The sequence below is a fragment of the Acidobacteriota bacterium genome, from assembly GCA_020845575.1.
In the GTDB taxonomy this organism is placed as follows: Bacteria; Acidobacteriota; Vicinamibacteria; order Vicinamibacterales; family Vicinamibacteraceae; genus Luteitalea.
The window spans coordinates 43,351-63,012 of the sequence record JADLFL010000055.1 but is presented as its reverse complement, the minus strand read 5'-3'; the positions used below and the strand labels follow the sequence as shown (position 1 = coordinate 63,012).

Annotated in this window: 16 protein-coding genes; 2 read left to right on the top strand and 14 right to left on the bottom strand. The window is 66.2% G+C overall.

Annotated elements, in window-relative coordinates; all coding sequences use genetic code 11:
- Window position 1: 1 nt before the first annotated feature.
- From IT182_16355 to IT182_16340, 4 genes are read right to left on the bottom strand one after another with little or no spacing between them, the layout of a single operon-like run.
- A complete protein-coding gene (locus IT182_16355; protein MCC6164922.1) occupies window positions 2–1,156 on the bottom strand; it encodes a glycosyltransferase in 1,155 nt (384 codons plus the stop codon).
- Window positions 1,157–2,812: a hypothetical protein gene (locus IT182_16350; protein MCC6164921.1), complete on the bottom strand. Its 1,656-nt coding sequence runs from the start codon at window positions 2,810–2,812 to the stop codon at window positions 1,157–1,159.
- The gene (locus tag IT182_16345; protein MCC6164920.1) at window positions 2,809–3,930 is read right to left on the bottom strand and encodes a glycosyltransferase; all 1,122 of its coding nucleotides are present in this window, start codon (window positions 3,928–3,930) and stop codon (window positions 2,809–2,811) included. Before IT182_16345 ends, IT182_16350 begins: the two co-directional genes overlap by 4 nt.
- Window positions 3,927–5,045 carry a glycosyltransferase gene (locus IT182_16340; GenBank protein ID MCC6164919.1) on the bottom strand — a complete coding sequence of 373 codons (1,119 nt, stop codon included), beginning with the start codon at window positions 5,043–5,045 and terminating at the stop codon, window positions 3,927–3,929. The genes IT182_16345 and IT182_16340 overlap by 4 nt, the downstream gene beginning before the upstream one ends.
- A gap of 64 nt (window positions 5,046–5,109) precedes the next feature.
- Between IT182_16340 and IT182_16335 the strand changes: the two genes are divergently transcribed.
- Complete coding sequence (locus IT182_16335; GenBank protein ID MCC6164918.1) at window positions 5,110–6,462, top strand: oligosaccharide flippase family protein; 1,353 nt, start codon at window positions 5,110–5,112, stop codon at window positions 6,460–6,462.
- Here the strand turns inward: IT182_16335 and IT182_16330 are convergent.
- The 3 genes from IT182_16330 to IT182_16320 form a co-directional block, all read right to left on the bottom strand.
- Entirely contained in the window at window positions 6,455–7,336 is an 882-nt protein-coding gene (locus tag IT182_16330; GenBank protein ID MCC6164917.1) for a hypothetical protein, read from the bottom strand. The genes IT182_16335 and IT182_16330 overlap by 8 nt on opposite strands.
- 4 nt (window positions 7,337–7,340) lie before the next feature.
- On the bottom strand, window positions 7,341–7,976 hold the full coding sequence (locus tag IT182_16325) for an FkbM family methyltransferase (protein MCC6164916.1): 636 nt from the start codon (window positions 7,974–7,976) through the stop codon (window positions 7,341–7,343).
- Between the two features lie 116 nt (window positions 7,977–8,092).
- Window positions 8,093–9,187, bottom strand: a complete 1,095-nt coding sequence (locus IT182_16320) for a glycosyltransferase family 4 protein (GenBank protein MCC6164915.1) — start codon at window positions 9,185–9,187, stop codon at window positions 8,093–8,095.
- Between the two features lie 207 nt (window positions 9,188–9,394).
- Between IT182_16320 and IT182_16315 the strand changes: the two genes are divergently transcribed.
- Window positions 9,395–11,479 (top strand): sulfatase-like hydrolase/transferase, encoded by a 2,085-nt coding sequence (locus tag IT182_16315; GenBank protein ID MCC6164914.1) that lies wholly within the window; start codon window positions 9,395–9,397, stop codon window positions 11,477–11,479.
- Between the two features lie 61 nt (window positions 11,480–11,540).
- Here the strand turns inward: IT182_16315 and IT182_16310 are convergent, their stop codons facing one another.
- The 7 genes from IT182_16310 to IT182_16280 all read right to left on the bottom strand — a co-directional run bounded on the left by IT182_16310 (window position 11,541) and on the right by IT182_16280 (window position 19,648).
- Window positions 11,541–13,307, bottom strand: coding sequence for a hypothetical protein (locus IT182_16310; protein MCC6164913.1), 1,767 nt, complete (start codon window positions 13,305–13,307; stop codon window positions 11,541–11,543).
- Window positions 13,307–14,470, bottom strand: coding sequence for a glycosyltransferase (locus IT182_16305; protein ID MCC6164912.1), 1,164 nt, complete (start codon window positions 14,468–14,470; stop codon window positions 13,307–13,309). Before IT182_16305 ends, IT182_16310 begins: the two co-directional genes overlap by 1 nt.
- Before the next feature lie 34 nt (window positions 14,471–14,504).
- Window positions 14,505–15,494: a GDP-mannose 4,6-dehydratase gene (gene gmd / locus IT182_16300; GenBank protein MCC6164911.1), complete on the bottom strand. Its 990-nt coding sequence runs from the start codon at window positions 15,492–15,494 to the stop codon at window positions 14,505–14,507.
- 154 nt (window positions 15,495–15,648) lie between these two features.
- Window positions 15,649–16,524 carry a glycosyltransferase family 2 protein gene (locus IT182_16295; protein ID MCC6164910.1) on the bottom strand — a complete coding sequence of 292 codons (876 nt, stop codon included), beginning with the start codon at window positions 16,522–16,524 and terminating at the stop codon, window positions 15,649–15,651.
- Window positions 16,521–17,552 carry a glycosyltransferase gene (locus IT182_16290; GenBank protein ID MCC6164909.1) on the bottom strand — a complete coding sequence of 344 codons (1,032 nt, stop codon included), beginning with the start codon at window positions 17,550–17,552 and terminating at the stop codon, window positions 16,521–16,523. The genes IT182_16295 and IT182_16290 overlap by 4 nt, the downstream gene beginning before the upstream one ends.
- Complete coding sequence (locus IT182_16285; GenBank protein MCC6164908.1) at window positions 17,545–18,627, bottom strand: glycosyltransferase family 4 protein; 1,083 nt, start codon at window positions 18,625–18,627, stop codon at window positions 17,545–17,547. The genes IT182_16290 and IT182_16285 overlap by 8 nt, the downstream gene beginning before the upstream one ends.
- A 34-nt stretch (window positions 18,628–18,661) precedes the next feature.
- Window positions 18,662–19,648 (bottom strand): GDP-L-fucose synthase, encoded by a 987-nt coding sequence (locus tag IT182_16280; protein ID MCC6164907.1) that lies wholly within the window; start codon window positions 19,646–19,648, stop codon window positions 18,662–18,664.
- Between the last annotated feature and the right edge of the window lie 14 nt (window positions 19,649–19,662).

Below are 19,662 nucleotides of genomic sequence, written 5' to 3'. Positions count from 1 at the left end.
TTTATGCCTGGCCTTTCCGGATCAACAGCTCGGCATACAGCATTTCGTACGCAGCCACCATCTGATCGATCGTGAACGACGCGGCCACTCGCGCGCGACCGGCGGTGCCCCAGGCACGTGACACGGTCGAGTTGTCAATCACCTGGTCGATCGCGGAGGCCAGCGCGACCGCGTCATCTGCGGGCACCAGCACGCCTGTTTCCCCCTCTACGACGGCCTCTGGGTTCCCACCGACCGCTGTCGCAACGACAGGTAACCCCGCAGCCATTCCCTCCAGAATCGCGTTGCTGAATCCCTCTTCGCGCGACGCATGGACCAGCACATCAGCTGCCGCCAGAAGCTCCCGAACATCGACGCGGCTGCCAGCGAATCGTATCTGGGTCTCGATGCCAAGCGTGTGCGCCAGTGTCTCCAGTCGTCCCCGTTCAGGGCCCTCTCCGACAAGCCAGAGCATGGCGGTTGGATGCCGTTCCAGCACGTGCCGCCAGGCCGGCAACAACACGTCATGCCCCTTGTACGCGATGAGGTTGGCCACCATCACTGCGACCGGCATCTCGACCGATGTCCGCAAACCGCGCCGCAGTCGCTCTCGCGCATCAGGGACGTCGACAAACGGCGCAAGGCCGTTGTGGATGACGCGAACGATGGCAGGATCGAGTCGCTCGCGTTCCAACGTGTCCTGCCTGACAGCCGCGGAGTTGGCGACCACGACATCCGTGCATCGGGTGGCGAGGCGTTCCAAACCCAGGAGCAACGGCCTGTGGGCCTTGAACGCTCCGAGTGAACGCCGGCTCGCCACCACCGCTGGAACGCCAGCCAGTCGGGCAGCAAACGCCCCGAAAATGTATCCGTGTAGCAGAACTCCGTGAACGACCCGAGGTGTGTCGCCACGCCAGCGCACGACCGTCGACGCAAAACCGCACACGAGTCTCCACGCATTCCGCAATGAAGAGGGCGTCCGGGCCCCGAGTTCGTACACGGTCACACCAGTGGCGCGCAGACTGGTGGCGAGCGGCGATGAACAGCCGAGGCACGTGACCTCCACACGATGCCCGCGTGCGGCCAGCGCCGCCGCGAGCAGCGCGAACTGGCCCTCGGCTCCACCGGTGTCGAGCGTCGTGAGCACGAATGCCACGAACCGTTCGTCTGCCGACATCTATGGCGCCAGTCTCGCCCGTGCCACGAGATGCGCCGCCGCCAGGCCAACCAGTCCCAGCCAATACACGCCGTAGCCCCAGGGCCACGCGCGCCAGTCGCGAATGACGTCATACCCGCCGGCCGCCAGTATCAACAAGAACGGCAACAGGGCGTCGCGCTGCCGGAACGACAGGTTCACCCCAACATACAAAGCCAGGTACAGGCCGGCGAACACAGCGAGGCAGCCCAGCATCAGCGGTGCGCGCCCGCGCACGGTCAAGATGCTCGTCCAGACGACGCCAACGATCATGAACGGCCAGGCGATGTACCAGAGAATCATCCCGGGGTACAGGAGATAGTCGCCGACCATCACCGTACGCAGAGACAAATCAGGAGGCAGCACCCACACGAACGGCCCCAGGAGCTTGCGTGACACGTCGATGACACGCCCCTTGACGCCAGATTGCTCCGGCAGCGCCTGGTACGCCACCGTTTCTACTTTCACGGCCGTCGGTGCCGCGCCTTTCATCCCCACATTCCGCGAGCCATCACGTGTGTGCAGGCCTGTCGATGGGCTTACCACTGCGCCATCGCCAGCGTCGGAGCGACCACCACCGGCAATGCGCAGTGATTCGGACAACTGAGGCAACGCTCGCTCCCGCGCCACGATGCCCGGCCTCCTGCGAGGAGTTGGAGAGGTCAAGGGCTCGTCGGCGCCCTGCACGTCAGTGGCACGATGCGCGATGTCCGCCGCATCGAGGACGGACTGCGCGCTGCTCGACAGCATCGCCGGCGACGGCGGCCAGCCGAACGGCAGAAATATCCCTTCTGCGAGTACCCAGACCACGGCCACTTGCATGAGCGCACGCCGAGGCCGAGCGCGCCGCCAGGCGACGAGGAAGCCGACACTCACGAGCATGGCCAAGCCGAGGAACAGCATGCTGTAGTAGCGACTCAGGTGCAGATAGGACAAGCTTGCCAGGATGAGGAACAGCAGAGTCGCGCGACGTCCAGGTGCAAGGATCGCATCGTCCTCGATGAGATAGACGATGGCGCAGAACGCCGTGACGGTCGCCAGTACGACCGAAGGATCCTTGAGAAGATCCAGCACGGCGAACACCATGGCCGTCGGATACAGCGCCAGCACGATGCCGATCCACATGGCGTGTCGAGGCACGAGGCGGTGCGCCATCGCGTACGTCAGAGGCGGAACGAGAGACGACACCGCCGCGTTGGTCATCTGCAACGCGATGAGGTTCTGCCCGAGACCTCCAATCACGGTCGCGAAGTAGTAGTACGGCCCGACATCGTAGGTCCCGAACTCGACGATTGGCGATACGTCGAGCGAGAATCCTGACGCGGCAAGGTACAGTGCACGAGAGAGGTACTGCTGCCCGTCTCCACCGAGGACCACGGTGCCGAGTGAACGCTGGGCGACGACGGCGGCCACCAGCGCGAGCCACCGTACGATCGCACTCCCGATCCAGATTCTCAGGAACGCGTGAGATGACGCGCCTGGCATCAACCGCGACAGGACAAGTGCCAGGACGGCTGTGACGATCGGGATCACGACGGTAGCCGGTGTGACCCACTGCAGGCCGATGGGCAGCGCCACCATGGCCACGAACGTCAGAGCCAGGCCCGGTGTTGTCCTGGAGTTCTCCCTGATTGTCATGCGTTTCGCGCCCTTACCTCAGCGAACAAGGCCTGCCACTCATCCGCCACGCGGTCGACGTGCAGGCGGTGCGTCGCCGCCGGCGCTTCCGCAGCCAGACGGCGGCGCAGAGTCGGGTCGGCCACCAATTCCGTGATCGCAGCAGCGAGTGCCGCGATATCGTCGACAGGAACCAGTAGACCGCTGCGGCCATCATCGATGAGTTCACGCGGACCCGAGCGGCAATCTGTTGCGACAACCGCCAGTCCGGCCGCCATGGCCTCAGCCAGGGCGTTCGGGAATCCTTCGAACCGGGATGGCAGAACAAAGACGTGCGCAGCGTTCACGAAGGCGAGCGGGTCCTGCTGACGCCCCGCCCACCGTACGTGCTGCTCGAGGCCGAGGGTGGACGCGCGGGCCTCGAGCGCTTCCCGCAGGGGTCCGTCGCCGACGACCGTCAGGCTCACGCGCTGCCGTGTATCCGGAGACAGACTCGCGAGCGCCTCCAGCAGCAGGTCGTGACCCTTCTCGTGAGCGAGACGTCCCACTGACACGAGCCGCACGACATCGTCGTCCTTCGGATCTCGCCGTCGTGCCGGCGCGACGGCCACTGGATTCGGGATGACTCGGACCTTGCGCGCCAGGCTGCCACGGAACCATTCGCGGCCCTCAGTCGCGACGTGCACGATCGACGAAGCCTGTCGATAGGTGAACGCCCGAAGCACGGACCACGCCCACCCAGGCGAAAAGTTCCGCGGATCACTGCGCTCCGACACCACGACCGGCACGTGGAGTCCTCGCGTCGCCAGCAGCACGGTCACATTCGTTCGATCGCCGAAGCTCACCACCACATCCGGTGTCGATGCCTCGATCGCACGTCGCAGCAGACGCACACGACCGGCGTTGCGCACGACGGCATCGATGACCTGAGTCGACCTTCCCGCCAACCCCAGCGGCCGATGACACACCGCCGGACTCAGGGGAAAGAACGGCGGCTCGAGACCGTCGTCGAAGGTGAGCAACGTCACTTGATTCGCACCACTCCAGTGATTGCAGAGAATCGACATGACGCGCTCGGCACCACCGCACGCCAGGGAGGAGATGACCGCCGTGATCCGCACCTCAGCGCGAGAGGTCATCGCCTCCGCTCCGCGAGCGTGGTGAACGTCTTGCGAAACGCGCGAGCCGCCGCGTCCACGGAATAGTGCTCCATCACCCTGGCGCGTGCGGCGTCACCGAGGATCCGTCGAAGCGACGGCTGCGCGGCGAGCTCGAGCCAGGCTGCCGCAAGGGAGTCGGCGTCCCTCGAACGCACGACGCGACCCGTCGTGCCGACCAACCGTGCCATGTCGCCAACATCCGTGACCACTGCGGGAACGCCACACGACATCGCTTCGCCGATCGCGTTCGACAGGCCTTCGCCGAGGGACGTCAGCGTCACGATGTCCAGAGCATTGCAGCAGCCCATGACGTCGCGACGTTCACCAACCCAGGCCAGGACGTGCTGCAGGCCCAGTTCGATCGACAGCCGCTCCATCCTGTCGCGGTACTCCCCGTCGACACCACCGCCGATACACGCGAATCGCAGCGCGGGCTCCTTCCGCCACGCGATTGCTGCTGCGCGAAGAAATGTCTCGTGGTCCTTGATGGGATCGAGGCGTGCCAGAAGACCGATGAGCAAATCCTCGTCCCTGACGCGCCACTCTGCGCGAACGGCCATCCCGGCGGAGCGGTCTGGCTGGAACTTCCCCACATCGAAGCCCTGGGGAATCACCTCCATCCGTGCCGGAGACCAGCCATGCGCCACGTGATGCGCACGACCAGCCTCCGAATTGATCAGGATCGCATCGGGAAAGCGAGACAGCCACGCACCAATCCGGAATATCGCGCGCGGCGCCCAGTCGTACAGCGAGAAGTCCATGAAGGCCGCACCGAGACGCCACACGACGGGCACGCCGAGCACCCGTCCCACCAGGAGCACCGACTCGGTTGCGACGCCCAGTACGCCCACGAGGACGTCGGGGCGAACCTGCCGCACGACCGACCACAGACGGTACAGGAAGCGCGGCATGTCCCAGCGGCCGCGCTTTTCCAATGACCGCACGGTGACGCCCCGGAGCCCTGCGAGATCCTGCTCGAGCTGTCCACCGCCATAGAAGACGAGAACCGTCACCCTGTCTCCGCCGCCTGCCAGGCGGCGGATCAGCTCGACCGTTTCCCGCTCGGCCCCACCCGTCTCGAGAGAACGGATCACGAAACAGACATGCAGACGATCGGCCAAACCCACCTATTATAAGGATCTGCCAGCCTGGTCATCCTTGTGCGCGGCAACGCTGAACAGTAGGATTCAACGCTTGTCTTCAGCCGTCACACGCGCACGGGCGAGAGTCGCCAGCCTCGTCGACGCTCTTGCCGCCAGGCTCCTCGGCGGTCCGCTCACCGGCGGCACGCGCAGCTTTCTCGCGAACTTCGGCTACCTTCTGAGTTCCGATGTCATCGCCACGCTGATCACGTTCGGCCTGAGTACGTATGTCGTCCGCCTGCTTGGTCCGGAGGAGTTCGGCAGCGCCAATCTCGTGATCGGCACGGCGCAGTTGTTCGTCGTGCCGATGCTTCTGGGTCTCCATGCCGCGGCCGCGCGGGAGATCGCCTCTTCTCCTGCACCAGGGCGGGTGCTGAGTTCCACGCTCGTGTTGATCGGTTGCCTCCTCCCGGCCGTGGTCCTGGTGGGCACAGTCACGGCGACGCCACTCTCGACTGCGCTGGGTGTGCCGCGCACAGTACTGCTCTGGAGTCTCGGGTTTGCGGCGGTGACCACTCTGCAAATCGTGACGCAAGCCATGCTGACCGGGCTGCGGCTGTTCGCGCGCGTCGGCCGGCACAACGTCGTAGCGGCGGTGGCGTATGCCGTGCCAACGGCGGCCCTGCTCGTCACGCGCGTTACCTGGACGTATGCGCTGTACGTTCTCCTGAGCGCCATGCGGCTGCTCGTGTTCGCCGGGCTCTGTCTGAAGGACACCGCGCCCTCGATGGAATGGCCGCAACGAGCCCTGGTTCAGCGGCTGGCACGATTCGGCGCGGTCTACTCGGTCGGCAGCGTCGCCTACCTGTTCGCACTGAGTTCAATCGACACGCTGATGCTCAACGCGTACCACGGAGTGAGTGCAGTCGGCCTGTATGGCGCCTACTATGCCGCGTTCAACATTGTTGCGAGCCGCGTGACCAAACTTGTCTCTGACGTCTTGCTTCCGACAGCAAGCGCGCACGGCAACCCATCGGCCATGTACGGACGTGTGGCCCGCACCTTCGTCGTCGTGGGCTGGTTGGCCGTTCCAGCGGCAGCGTTGTTGTGCCGCCTGCTCTTCGTCGTCTACGGTGGCAAGTTCGAGTTCTCGTGGGTGACCGCGAGCCTCCTCGGGTTGTGTATCTACATGCACCTCGGGGTCACCATGAGCGCTGATCTGCTCGTCGCAAAGGGCCTGCGCGGCGTATCGACGACCTCTGCCATCTCGCTCGTGACAGCGGTAGCCAATCTCGGTGGCAACGCGCTCCTCATTCCGGCTTACTCAGTCGACGGCAGCCTGCTGGCGACCGCGGCCGCGTCGCTGGCAGGTCTGATGCTCCGTGTCGCGGTACTCCGTCGCCAACCTGTCGTGACCCGGGTCACTTGATCGGCCGGAACGATCGCCGATTGCGAAGCGAAGATCGCCAGCGCCGCTCAATGTTGCCGCGTACAACAGGGACGGTCGAGAGCCATCGGGCTGCAGGGCGCAACAGGTCGCGCCAGTCGCGACGCGCTCCGCCTTCTCCTGGAGCCACCGGGTCAGCAGCGCCGTGCCAGGCGGCGGCATAGTCGCTTTGCTGAGGCGCGATGGCGAACGGCTCGACGGCTCGTATCCTCGAGGCTTCTACGAAGAGTAGAGCCGCCTCGCCCGACTGCAGTGTGATTCGGTTGCGAACTGTCGCCGGGTCCTCCACCGCATACCACGTCCCTCGCGGCGTCAGCTCAGCACTGGGGTACGCGTGCACGAACAGCACCATGCGGTCGACGGTGTAGCCGTGTTCGGGAGCAAGCGCGCGATACAGGAACTCCGGACTGAACTGGTAGAAGCCGTGTCCACAATGGTTGTTGGTGGGCGTGGCAAGAAAGAGTCGGCCACCAGGACGCACCATCTGCATGAGGCTCGCGAGGGCGGTCGTTGCGAAGAAGATGTGTTCGAGCGTGCCGCCATCGATGACCACATCGTACTGGCCGTGCCACGCGGTGGGTACCGGACGATTCAAGTCGGCCACGAGGTCTGCGCCTTCGTAAGCCGAAGCATCGACGGCCTCGACTGTGGATGCTCCGCACGCATCGAGCAGGAAGTGATCCGCGTACGGAGCCTCAGCCACGGCGCGCGCCACATCCGGCGCGATGCCGAAACGATGGAGTACGTCACTGCGCACCATGTTCTGTTGTCGGCCGACCGTCAGCGTCCGGGCGAAGGCGCCTTGCGCGCGGACACTCTCCAGCAAGAACTCGCCGTAGGGTGAGAGAAGTGCCATCGCTTCACTCTCGCACGGCCCACTGATACTCGCCACTGATCGAGCGCTGCCAGCCACCGCTCCCGACTACGCGCTCCAGTGCGGCCTGACAGCCTGGTCGAAACCGGTCGTGAGTCTCGACGGCGATGGCACGTACGCGCGATTCCCATTCGGCAGCATTCTCGAGCACCTCGAGTTCGCTGCCCTCTATGTCCAGCTTGAGAAGATCGAGACTGTCCCATCCGGTGTGTTCCATCACACCACCGACCGTGACGCCTTCCACGCCTCCGTCACCGACCGCTACTGCCTCGAACGCACAGGCCACGACAGCGTGATCGCGCACGCCGACGCGCTCCGACTGCCCCCGCAATGCGGCGTGCATCGGGCGGATGGTCGGCCAGTGCTGCGTGTTCCGAACGAGCAGATCGAAGTTGGCTCGCTCGAACTCGATGGCGACGACTTGGGCCTCCGGATACCGCAAGGCGAAGGCAATCGACGCGAACCCGACATTGGCTCCCGCATCGACGATGCGCGTCGGCGAGAAATGCAGGTGATGATCCAACTCGCCCGCGAGGAAGATCTGCTCGAACGTGGACAGGTCTGAGGTGTGCGCCCGAAGGAAAACAGGCCCAGGCCAATCCGGCACGTCGAGGCGAACCATGGTTCCAGGAACGTCAGTCCAGAGCCGTCGCACCTGCAGACACAGACGTAGGCCTCGCCACGTTCCGAATGTCGCCCGGTAGGATGCGCTCCACCGGGCGAACCGAAGCAGAGCGCTCAACGAGCGTCGCACACCGACTCCGCAGTCGCGCTCTGGACCGCTGTGAGGAAATCCGACACGCTGGCTGACTCTGAAAATGCCGCGACAGCACGAATCCTGGCATCCTGCGACAGGGCCTGACGCAAAGGCTCATCACGTGTGACACGTTCCAGAGCAGCGGCGAGTGCGACAGCGTCGCGCATGGGTGCCAGCAGGCCCCCCCGGCCCACGACGACACTGCCGCTCGCCACGGGCGGGGCGTCCACGAGATCGAGAGCTTCCCTGGCGCCGCTTACGTCCGTCGTGACGACAGGTGTGCCCGTCGCCATGGCCTCGATCAACACGTTCGACAACCCCTCGGCATCGCTCGACGTGACTAACGCCAGACTGCGCTGGTACGCGTGCAGCGGATCTGTGGCCCATCCTTCGATGATGACGCGGTCGCGGCAGGGCAGCGCAGCCACCAGGCGCCGGAGCGTGACCTCCTCCTCTCCCGCGCCAACGATGCGCAGGCGTACGTCAGGCACCCGTACGGCAAAGAGTGCGAACGACTCCAGCAGCAGAGGCAGGTTCTTCTGCGGATGCCAGCGCCCCAGACACAACAGCTCACGCGCCGGCGGATCGTCAGCAGGGCGAAAGCGGTCAACGTCCACGAAGTATCGGTAGTCGTGCACGCGCTCAGGTCGTGCACCGGCCGCCAGGAGTTCCTGCCGACTGAAGCGCGAGAGCACGAACAAGGCGTCGGCATCCACCGCCCGTCGCACGAGCGACGCACCGCCCCGAATCGACGCAAGACGCGTGACATCGGAGTAGTCCTGGGCCGCGACGAGCAGATGACACGACCGGCGTCCGTGCTTGCGTGCGATCTCGTTCGCTTCCACCGAGTGCAGATATAGCTGATGGCACATCACCAGGTCCCACTGCGGCAAGAGTTCATTGAGCCACCGGCGTACCTGACGCCGGTAACTCCATCCCCATAACGGCCCCGGCCCCCTGGGCCGCAGCACGCGCAGCACACGCACACCATCTTCACGTGCGTCCTCGGGTAGGCCAGCGGCATGTCCCGTCACCACGGTCACGTCATGTCCACGGCGCACGAGCGCCTCGGACAACCGTTGACATCCTCGTTCCAGACCGGCCGCCTGCGCGGGCGGGTACCCGCTGGCCACCATGACGAGATGCAAGGAGGGCGACTGTCCGCTCATCACCGGCGGCCACTCGCGCCGGCCGGCATGGCGTGGGGTGTGAACACCGAAGACATCCATGCATTCTCCCCGAAGGCCCCTCTCAAGTACACCCACAGTGCTAATCTCCGGACCGTGTCCGGACGTGTTCGCCGGTGGGCGTGGGTGGCAACCGCCGGTGCCGTGGCCAGCGTTGCGCTCTGGCTCCTGTCGTGGTCGCCAACCGTGACCCTGTCGCTCGCTCCGGACGCGATACGTCATGTCTCCGGACAGCAGTTCGCTGTCGACATGGCCACACTCGCTCGGGCGGGCTTCGAAGTGCCCGGCGATACGAACGAGGCGCCAGGCCGTTCCACCCTCGTGCTGCTTCGGGACGGTACCGCGCTCGGTCCATCGCATGCCATGCATGCCCTCATTGCGGACCACGGTGGAGGCAGCTACTCACACTGGGGAAACGCCCTCCTCTTTTCCTCCCCTGATGGCACCGACCCTCGCGAGAGCCCCGCGCGCTACAGCGTGTCCGCACGCGCGCAGCCGACCGGGCTCACACGATTCATCGCGCTGGTCGCCGCGGCGGCGAGTGGGCTGTGGCTGGTCAGGGTCGCTCGCCTCGGATGGGTGACGGCCGCCAAGCTCTGCGCAATCGCCACGGTCTTCAGCCTCGCACCGCGCTTTGCCGCAGGCGCGGCCGCGTCCGAGATCGTCCGGCTCCAGACCTCGGGTCAGTACGCACTGCTCCTTGTCTACGTGGTCGTCGTTGGATGTGCCGCGGTCGCCGCGGCCACGGCGCCCTTCCTCGACAGATGGCTGATGCGCGCGGGAGTCGGGCTGCCCTTCCTCGTGGGATTCACTGCCGATCAGGCCATGCGAGCCGTCTCGGGCGGAGCACTCGAGCAGGCGATGACGACGACGCTGGTACGTGAACTGGGCATGGCCACGACAGTGCTGCCGGAGTACCTGTCATCGATCGGCCCAGCGCTCGTGATGGGCCTGGTGCTGCTCGTGGCGTACGTGTTGCCGCCACGTGGACGAGCCCTGCCGTGGTCGGTTGGGGTGACCGGCGGCATCGCGCTCGGCGGTGCCGTGCTTCTCAACACGACCGGCATGCGCCCCGCGCCGGCTTTGCCCCCGTCCGTCGCCCTCGCGGGGCAACTGGCGGTCGCGGTGACACCAGAGAATCCGGCGGCAACCGCGCGCCTGCCAGTCTCCTACGCCCGCGCAATCTCGCCCCGCGCCCGTACGATCGTCTTCGTGGTGGACGAAAGTGTGCGCGGAGACGTCCTCGGCATCAACACCCACCGCTTCGACAACACGCCGTTTCTCGAGAGCCTCGGCCCTTCTCTCGTCAACTTCGGCCTCGCGACCTCGGCGACAAACTGTTCGGCCGCGTCGAGAGTCATCCTGCGGCTGGGCCTGCGCGCCGAACAACTCCCCGACGGTGCGGACGTGTGGCGCACCGCGCCGACGATCTGGCAGTACGCCCGTCATGGCGGCTTCGGCTCCACCCTCATCGACGCGTGGGAGCGGCTGCACAGCTACATGGATGCTGCGGAGGTCGCGCAGGTGGATCGATTCGTTCGGGTGACCGACGCCCCCGATCACGAGCGCGACAGGCGAGTCGTCGAGATCCTGGCCGAGGAACTGCGGCGGGGCGACGGATACAGGCTGATCTACGTCAACAAGTTCGGTATCCACCCGCCCTACACCGACAAGGTTCCGGTAGAGCTGGCGTACGAACCGCCGCAGGACGTCGCCGCACCGCATCTCGAGCGACGCCGGCAGCAAGACGTTCGCGCGTATCACAGGGCCCTGCGATGGTCGGTCGACGCGTTTCTCGAGAAGACCTGGTCGGCGATGGACGAAGAGACCGTACTCGTGTACACCTCCGACCACGGTCAGTCTCTCTACGAAGGCGGCTACGACCTTTCCCACTGTTCGCTGGTACCGACAGCTCATCGTGGCGAGGTACGGGTGCCACTCCTCGCGCTGACGAAGGACCCGCAACTGCGGAGAGACCTCGCGGCGGCCGCGGCGAATCACCGTGACCGCACCGACCATTTCGCGCTCTTCGCCACGGTGCTCGAACTCATGGGGTACGAACGGCGCTGGGCCGAGCACGAATACGGTCCCGGACTGTTCTCGGCGCCGCGTCACGGCCCTCGCCGCTTTCTCGTCGGCACCTTCAACGAGCGTTCGTCCTACTGGCTCGATGCAGAGTAGCCGACCTGCTGACATCCGTTCGCACAGGGCAGTCTTCGCCTGCCGGGCCAACCAAGTCGGATCATGAGACGCGTTCGAAACGAAGACGCGCCTCGACGAGCACCACATCCAGTTCGTCGCAGGCCTGTTGGAGGATTCTGCGCCGCTCTGCGGGCAGCTTCGGCGTCGACAGCACGACTCGCGTGGCCCCCGTCTCTCTCACGGCACTCGCCATCACGTCGAAGCCGCCGAACACGCGTACACCTTCGACTCGCGTGGTGTGCTTGCTCGGGTCATCGTCGAGAAACCCTACAACGCGCCAGCCGAGTTCCGGGTTCTCTCGCGTCTCGCGCATGACCAGCAGCCCCCCCTTGCCCGCTCCGTACACGAGCACCGGCTCTGCGTCGGGCGAATCTCTCCGCAGGGCCGAGTCCAGCGCACGAAAAGACACGCGTGTCGCCGCGATCAGGAGGAACAGCAGCACGCCGTGGATGACGAACACGGCACGCGAGAATCCCTCGAAGCGATAGAGCCCAAGGACACCGAGCACCGAAAGAACCGTTCCAGCGGCACACGCCTGCGCCAGTCGAATCAGATCCCACAGACCGGTGTACCGCCAGATACCGCGGTGCGTACCTAGCGCGAGGAAGGCCAGCACTTGTGTCAGGAGCACGATCGGCAGCGACCGCGCGAATATCGCCTGTTCGGAGCGAACGCCTTCTTCGAAGCGCAACAGATAGGCGGTGTAGTAGGCGATGACGATGAGCACCGTGTCGATGGCCACCGTGAGGACCTGCCGCCGGTACGTGAAGTCTGCCAGGAGCAGCGCAACGCCCGATGGGGCTTCTCCTTCGGGGTAGACCTGCAGCCGGCCGAGGAAGATGCCGAACAGGGCCGTGGCCAGTACCAGCAACAACGCCAGGACCGCACCATATGACAACCCGTATCTGTAGGACAGCCAGGCGATGACGCCGCCCGCGGTCGCGAGCGCGTAGAGCGTGATCACGGCCTGCCGTTCACTCATGCCAAGCGCAACTAGGCGATGAGACGTGTGGTCTCGTCCACCTTGGGAGACCGGACGGCCGGCTAAGACGCGTGCGATCGTGACGAACGTGGTATCGAAGATGGGCACCAGGACGACAAGCACCGGCAGTACCAGGACCAGCGTCGTGCCACGGGAGTACGGCCAGCCGCCCACGAGACTGAGACCGGCCACCATGAACCCGAGGAACAGGCTGCCCGTATCGCCCATGAAGATCGACGCGGGATTGAAGTTGTAGACAAGGAAGCCGAGACAGGCACCCAGCAGCACCGACGCCAGCATGGCGCCTTCCAATTGTCCGTCCATCAGGAAGAACGCCAGACGGAAGGCCGCGACGATCGCGGCGATGCCGGCCGCAAGACCATCCATGTTGTCCAGTAGATTCAACGCGTTCGTGATGCCGACCAGCCAGACGAGCGTGATCAGCATGTCGAGCACCGCAACACCCGTGAACTGGAACTGCAGCCCGACGATGGTCATCACGCCGGCGGCGAAAATCTGCAGGAACAGCTTCGTCTGCGGCCGTAGCACGCGTACATCGTCCACGAACCCGACGACCGCCAGCCCCGTGGCACATCCAAGCAGCACCCAGACCGGCATCGTCGTCGGCATTCCGATGGCCGCCGCAGCCAGTGCCGCGATCACGATGCCCACACCGCCCATCAGTGGAATGCTGGTGCGATGCCACCTGTCGGCCTTAGGCACGGCCACGAGCCCGGTCTGCACGGCCACCCGTTTGACGAGCGGCGTGACGAGAAGCACGAGCACGAATGACACGAGGCCTGGTCCCCAGACCGACAGTGCCATCACGCCAGTCCCTTCCGGTGCAGAAGACGCAGATAGAGTGCCTCGATATCGGTGACGAGACGCTCAGCACCATACATCTCGCGGACCGCAGCCCTGGCTGCGGTAGCCACGGTCGTCCCTCGATCCGGACTGTCGAGCACCGCGCGAATTTTCCGCGCGAGTCCGTCGGCGTCGTCCATGTCGGTGAGCCAGCCGGTCTCGCCGTCGCGTACGACGTCGGCCACGCCTCCCACACACGTCGATACGACGGGCCTGGCGCACGCCATGGCCTCTATGAGAGCGACCGGTGAACCCTCGTTGCGCGATGTGAGCACAACGACGTCGAGGTCGGCGTAGATGCGCGGGAGATCGGCTCGCCAGCCGAGCATGTGCGTCACTGGTTGCAAGCCGCTCCTGGCGAGGAGTGTCTCGATGTCGGCACGGCGCTCTCCGTCGCCGACGATCACGAAACGCACCTCCGGCCGAACCGCATGCAGCGCCCGAGCAGCGGCCACGAAGACCTCATGCGCCTTGATCGGCACGAGCCTGGCCACGATGCCCACGAGCGGTGTATCGGCCGGGATACCCAATTCCGTCCGCAACTCGCCTCGCTGCGCACGGACATCAGCGAACTGCGACAGGTCGAAACCCAGCGGGACGACGGAGAAACAACGCTCATGACCAATCCGCAAGTCCAGCAATTCCCGGCGCACGCGCGGACTGACAGCCACCAACTCGTCCGTGATGCGCGCCAGGCCTCGCTCAACGGCACGGAATGCCTGCTCCTTCCGTGGAGAGAAGTACCCGCGCAACACATGCCCATGGTAGGTGTGCACGACGACCGGCACGCGACACAGGGCAGCAGCAATCCTCCCGAGTGCCCCGGCCTTGGCGGCATGAGTATGCACGACATGCGGGCGCTCACTGCGGATGAGCCGTGTCAACGCGCGAAGACTATGGAGATCGCGAATGCCGCTGAGCTCGCGACCAAGTTCGGGAATCTGCACGATATCGGACATCGTGCTGCCGTACAGCGACAGGTAGTTGCCTTCGCACTCATCCTCCGCCCCCGTGACGAGCGTCGTGCGGAATTTCGTGGCGTCCAGTCGCTCCTTGAGCAGAGTGGCGTGGATCGCAGGACCACCAACGTTCAGGCGGGCGATGATTCGGACGATACGAATCACGGGAGGAAGGACGGGCGGACAAACGCCCCGGCAGTCACGCCAACGGCTGCGCCGGGGTGGCGCTCTTCTCCAACCGCGCGAGGTCGGCGTCCACCATCATCGTCACGAGTCCGCGGAAGTCGACATCCTGCTGCCAGCCGAGTTGCGTGCGGGCCTTTGTGGGATCGCCGATGAGGAGATCGACTTCGGCCGGACGGATGAAGCGCGGGTCGAGGGTGACGTGCTTCTGCCAGTCGAGGCCGGCGTGTTCGAACGCGATCTCGACGAGTTCGCGCACCGGATGCGTCTCGCCCGTGGCCACCACGTAGTCGTCGGGGGTGGATTGCTGGAGAATCAGCCACATCGCCTTGATGTAGTCGCCCGCAAAACCCCAGTCGCGGCGGGCGTCGAGGTTGCCGAGCGCCAGCGTGTCGGCGAGCCCGAGCTTGATGCGCGCGACGCCGTCGGTCACCTTCCGCGTGACGAACTCGAGGCCGCGGCGCGGCGACTCGTGGTTGAACAGGATGCCCGAGCACGCGAACATCCCGTAACTCTCGCGGTAGTTCACCGTGATGTAGTGCCCGAACACCTTCGACACGCCATACGGCGACCGCGGATGGAACGGCGTCTCTTCGCTCTGCGGCACGGCGCGCACCTTGCCGTACATCTCGCTCGAACTGGCCTGGTAGAACCGCGTGTCGGGCTTCACCTGCCGGATCGCCTCCAGCACGCGCGTCACGCCCTGGCTGTTGAACTCACCGGTCAGCAGCGGCGTGTCCCACGACGCCGGCACGAACGACATCGCGGCGAGGTTGTACAGCTCGTCGGGACGGATGTCCTCGATCAACCTCACGATCGACAACTGGTCCAGCAGGTCGGCGGGACGCAACTCGATACGGTCGAGCAGGTGCTCGATGCGCCAGAGGTTCGGGGCCGACGAGCGACGGACCGTGCCGACGACGCGGTACCCCTTGTCGAGCAGGAACTCGGCCAGGTACGACCCGTCCTGTCCCGTGATTCCCGTGATGAGTGCTGTTTTCGCCATGAGTGGGTGGATGGGCTCGCCGGATGAGGCACGTGGCCCAAAGCCGATAAGTATAGCTGGAATCACGGCCCGCCTTCGCGTCTGGCGGGCACCGGGGTGGACCATACTCTCAGCGCCCTGTCACCTGTCGTGCTGGGGCCTGCGCCACCGTGGGCTACACCCTCGCTCCCCGCCGGACCGCCGCAAGGCGGGCCCTGAGCCGCAGCGCAAGCACCAGCCGCGCCAATGGCCGGCGCGGATCCCACCGCGCAGGCGCGTTCCACCGCGTGTAGTAGGTGTACGCGCTGTCGTGAAAGGCTCTCAACGCGACGTCCGGCACGTGTCGGCTCGAATGCCCCACGACGTGCCGGACCGACACGGCCGGCGCATAGCGAATCGTGCCGCCTCTCGCGCGCAGCCGTCGACACAGATCGGCGTCCTCCAGGTAGAGAAAGTACGCCGCGTCGAAGCCGCCAACGGCCTCGAACGCCGCGCGCTTGATCAGGACGCACGCACCACTGAGCCAGTCGACGGGCACCGAGCCAGCGCCACGCGGCACCGATTCGGGCCACACGACATGACGAACCACGCGCTGCACGCCAGGCAACCTGCGCGTGAGCGCGCTGGTGCGCCCGAAGATGCCGGCGAACATGTCCGGATCGCCTCTGGCGCTGCCTTGCGTCGCGCTGTCGGGGTCTGTGATGCGCGGCCCGATTGCGACACACGACGCGTCCTGCCCTGCCTGCTCAATCAAGTGCGGCACGACAGGTGCCGAGAGGTCGCAGTCGGAATTGAGGAACAAGACCCAGGGTGCGGTGCCCTGCGCAGCACCGATATTGCACGCCGCGCCGAAGCCCAGATTGCGGCTCTGACGCACCAGACGCGCGCCTGACACGCACGACAGGGCATCGACAGTGCCGTCGGTCGACGCGTTGTCGACAACGACGACCTCGCCAGCCATGGCAGCCGTAGCGGCAACAGCCTGGCGCACGGTGTCGACGACGAGCGCGCCGCCATTGAAATTGACGATGACGACCGTCACGCCGGTCACCACCCGCCTCCCGCCAGCCTGACGCGCTTCTCCCGCCACTTGGTCAGCAGCGGAGGCGTGCTCATCGCCCGGAGCAGGGACAGACTGGACGCGCGGCGCGTGGCCATCGTGTGCCGGCGCTTTCGGCAGGCGATCGGCCACCCGGCCAACGCCTCGCGCTTGCCGGCCACGAACGCGCCCAGTCGTCCCCGCCAGAGAAAGTAGGCGGCGGCCAGCAGGTTGTACACGATGTGGAGCGGCAGCGTCGCCAGAAGGAGCGGCCACGGCAACGAGGCCCACCACACCCACTCGAGATTGCGCTGGCCAAGACGGACGGCGTTGGCTGACTCCACGCCGAGCGTGGCGCTACCCGCGTGACGGACCACGGCAGCCGGGACGTACCGGCAGGTCCCGCCTCCAATCCGCACCCGGAATCCCAGGTCGACGTCCTCGCAGTTGGACTGCAGCTGCTCGTCGAAGCCGCCAAGTCTGTCGAACAGCTCTCGCGCGATCGCGCACGCGGCACCGCACGGAGAGAACACATCGCGCGGCACACCGAACGCCGTCGTCCGCCCGCCGCTTCCTCGCCTGAATGGCGCTCCCCACCAGGCGTATCCGTCGCCAGCGCTGTCGATCACGGAGGGATCGCCCAGCCGGACCAGTCTGGCCGTGGTGACCAGCGACTGAGGCGCTCGGCGCACGGGCTCGACGAGATGGTCGAGCCATCCTGCCTCGGGCTCGGTGTCGTTGTTGAGGAACACCAGCACCTGCCCGCGCGCCTCGGCGGCGCCTCGATTGCACGCGGCAGCGAATCCCAGGGCCGCCTCCGCGTGTACGCGCCGAATCGCTGGCCATGCGGCGGCCAGCCACTGGGCGGTGCCGTCGCGAGATCCGTTGTCAGAGACGATGACCTCGTGGGAGGTGCGGGATCCCACGCCGATGAGCGGCAGGCAGCGTTGCAGCCACGCGCGGCCGTCGTGCGAAGGAATGACGATCGATGCCATCGGCGCGGCGGGTGCATCGCTCGGCACCATCGACGGGTCACCCATGAGCAGCCTCGCAGAGCGCCTCGAGCGTCAGCGCCGCGGTGCGTTCCCACGTCAACTGCGCCGCACGCGCCTGTCCCAGGACCTGTCGTTGCCGGAAATGGGCCGCGTCGGTGAGCGCGCCGACGAGAGCGGCAGCGGCATCGACATCGCCAGGCCCGAACAGGCAGCCGGCCTCGGCCACGACCTCGGGGACCGACCCGGCATCGGCGGCCACCACGGGAAGACCCGCGGCGAGCGCCTCCGCCACAGGCAGCCCGAACCCCTCATAGCGAGACGGGTACAACAGCGCGAATGCCCTGCCATACCATTCGCGCAGCCCGGCGTCGGTCACGTTCGCCACATGGTCCACGCGATCCGCCATCCCGGATTCCATGGCCGCACGCCGGACCTCGGCAAGACTGCCTCGATCCCGCCCGATCAGCACCAGTCGCCACGCTCGCCCGTCCACCGCGACCAACCGCGCGAGCACCGCCACGGCACACGGCAGGTCTCGCCGGGTGTGCAGATCACCCACGTGCAGCAGCACGGGCTCCCGTGTCTCTCCGGGGGCGGGCGAGGCGTTGAAGAACGACGCCGCCGGTGCCAGCGGCACCAGTCGAACGCGCGTCGCGGCCACGCCATAGACGCGCATCAGTTCGTCGGCCGTGAACGTCGACGGCACCAGTATCAGCCGGGCGCGGCCGACCGAGTGCCGATAGAACCAGCGCCGCAGGGGATCGCGACGATAGGGGTACCACTCCGGGCGACTCGCGTACACGATGTCGTGGACCGACAGCACCACTGGAGCGCGTCCCCAGAGCGGCGCCACATAGGCTGGCGCGTGATAGACGGCCGCGGCACCGCGGGCCAGCGTCAGCGGCACGCCGACGGCGTGGCGCCCCAGATTGGTGGGTGGTGACCATGCCTCGCTGACGGAGCGGCAGACGGGTGGCAGGCTCGCATCCGGCGCGGCGCCGATCGCGTCGACCGCCATCCCGACCCCCTGGCGTCCCAGCGCACTGTAGAGTTCAGAGACATAGCGCCGGACGCCGCCCGCCGGCGACGAGAAGGCACGGCCATCGACCGCCGTCAACACGCCTAGACGATAACCTGAGCCGCAGCGGCGGACATCAGGACGCCGCGGGCGCCGAGACTGCCCTGTCGGACGCGAGCGCCGTACGATGCTCGCGGTACCAGTCGATGGTCCGGCGCAGCCCTTCCTCGAAACCCGTCCGGGCCGTGAAGCCGAACTCCCGCTCGGCGCGTGTCGTGTCGAGCGAGCGACGGGGCTGTCCGTCCGGCTTGCTCGTATCCCAGTCGATCCGTCCCTCGAAGCCGGTCAGACGCGCGATGAGCTCGGCCAGGTTCCTGATGGAGATCTCGAAACCGGCACCCAGATTGACGGGATCGGCGCCGTCGTAGCGTTCGGCCGCGCTCAGGATGCCTTCGACGGCGTCCTCGACGTACAGGAACTCACGCGTGGCGCGACCTGTTCCCCATACCGAGATCGACTCGGCTCCGGATTCCCGCGCGTCCACGCACTTCTTGATCAGCGCGGGAATGACGTGCGACGAGTCGGGGTGGAAGTTGTCTCGCGGGCCGTAGAGGTTGACGAGCAGGAGATGAATGGCGTTGAAGCCGTACTGCTGGCGGTAGGCCTGGCCCTGGACGAGCAGCAGTTTCTTGGCAAGCCCGTATGGCGCGTTGGTCTCTTCGGGATACCCGCGCCAGAGGTCCTCCTCCTTGAAGGGAACGGGCGTGAACTTCGGGTAGGCGCAGATCGTGCCGACCGTGAGGAACTTGGCGACGTCGTGCCGCCGCGCCTGCTCCATCAGCAGCGCGCCCATGATCAGGTTGTCGTACAGGAAGCGCCCGGGTTGCTCCCGGTTGGCGCCGATGCCGCCGACCACTGCCGCCAAGTGGAGAATGACGTCGGGACGTTCACGGTCCAGGAACTCGCTGATCGCCGCTTCCCGACGGAGATCGAGCACACGGCTGCGCGGAGCGTGGACGTCGGTCGCACCGCGTATCCGCAGCGCCTCGACCACGAACGAACCAAGGAATCCGGCTCCCCCGGTGACCAGCACCCGCTTGTCCCGCCAGTACGACTCCGACACCCGGGCTCCTTCCA

What these genes read in the sequence shown, in the direction of transcription:
- IT182_16355 (MCC6164922.1), bottom strand. Translation starts at nt 1,156, where the DNA reads ATGTCGGCAGACGAACGGTTCGTGGCATTCGTGCTCACGACGCTCGAC.
- gmd (MCC6164911.1), bottom strand. Translation starts at nt 15,494, where the DNA reads ATGGCGAAAACAGCACTCATCACGGGAATCACGGGACAGGACGGGTCG.
- IT182_16350 (MCC6164921.1), bottom strand. Translation starts at nt 2,812, where the DNA reads ATGACAATCAGGGAGAACTCCAGGACAACACCGGGCCTGGCTCTGACG.
- IT182_16345 (MCC6164920.1), bottom strand. Translation starts at nt 3,930, where the DNA reads ATGACCTCTCGCGCTGAGGTGCGGATCACGGCGGTCATCTCCTCCCTG.
- IT182_16310 (MCC6164913.1), bottom strand. Translation starts at nt 13,307, where the DNA reads ATGGCACTGTCGGTCTGGGGACCAGGCCTCGTGTCATTCGTGCTCGTG.
- IT182_16290 (MCC6164909.1), bottom strand. Translation starts at nt 17,552, where the DNA reads ATGGGTGACCCGTCGATGGTGCCGAGCGATGCACCCGCCGCGCCGATG.
- IT182_16330 (MCC6164917.1), bottom strand. Translation starts at nt 7,336, where the DNA reads ATGGCACTTCTCTCACCCTACGGCGAGTTCTTGCTGGAGAGTGTCCGC.
- IT182_16325 (MCC6164916.1), bottom strand. Translation starts at nt 7,976, where the DNA reads ATGGTTCGCCTCGACGTGCCGGATTGGCCTGGGCCTGTTTTCCTTCGG.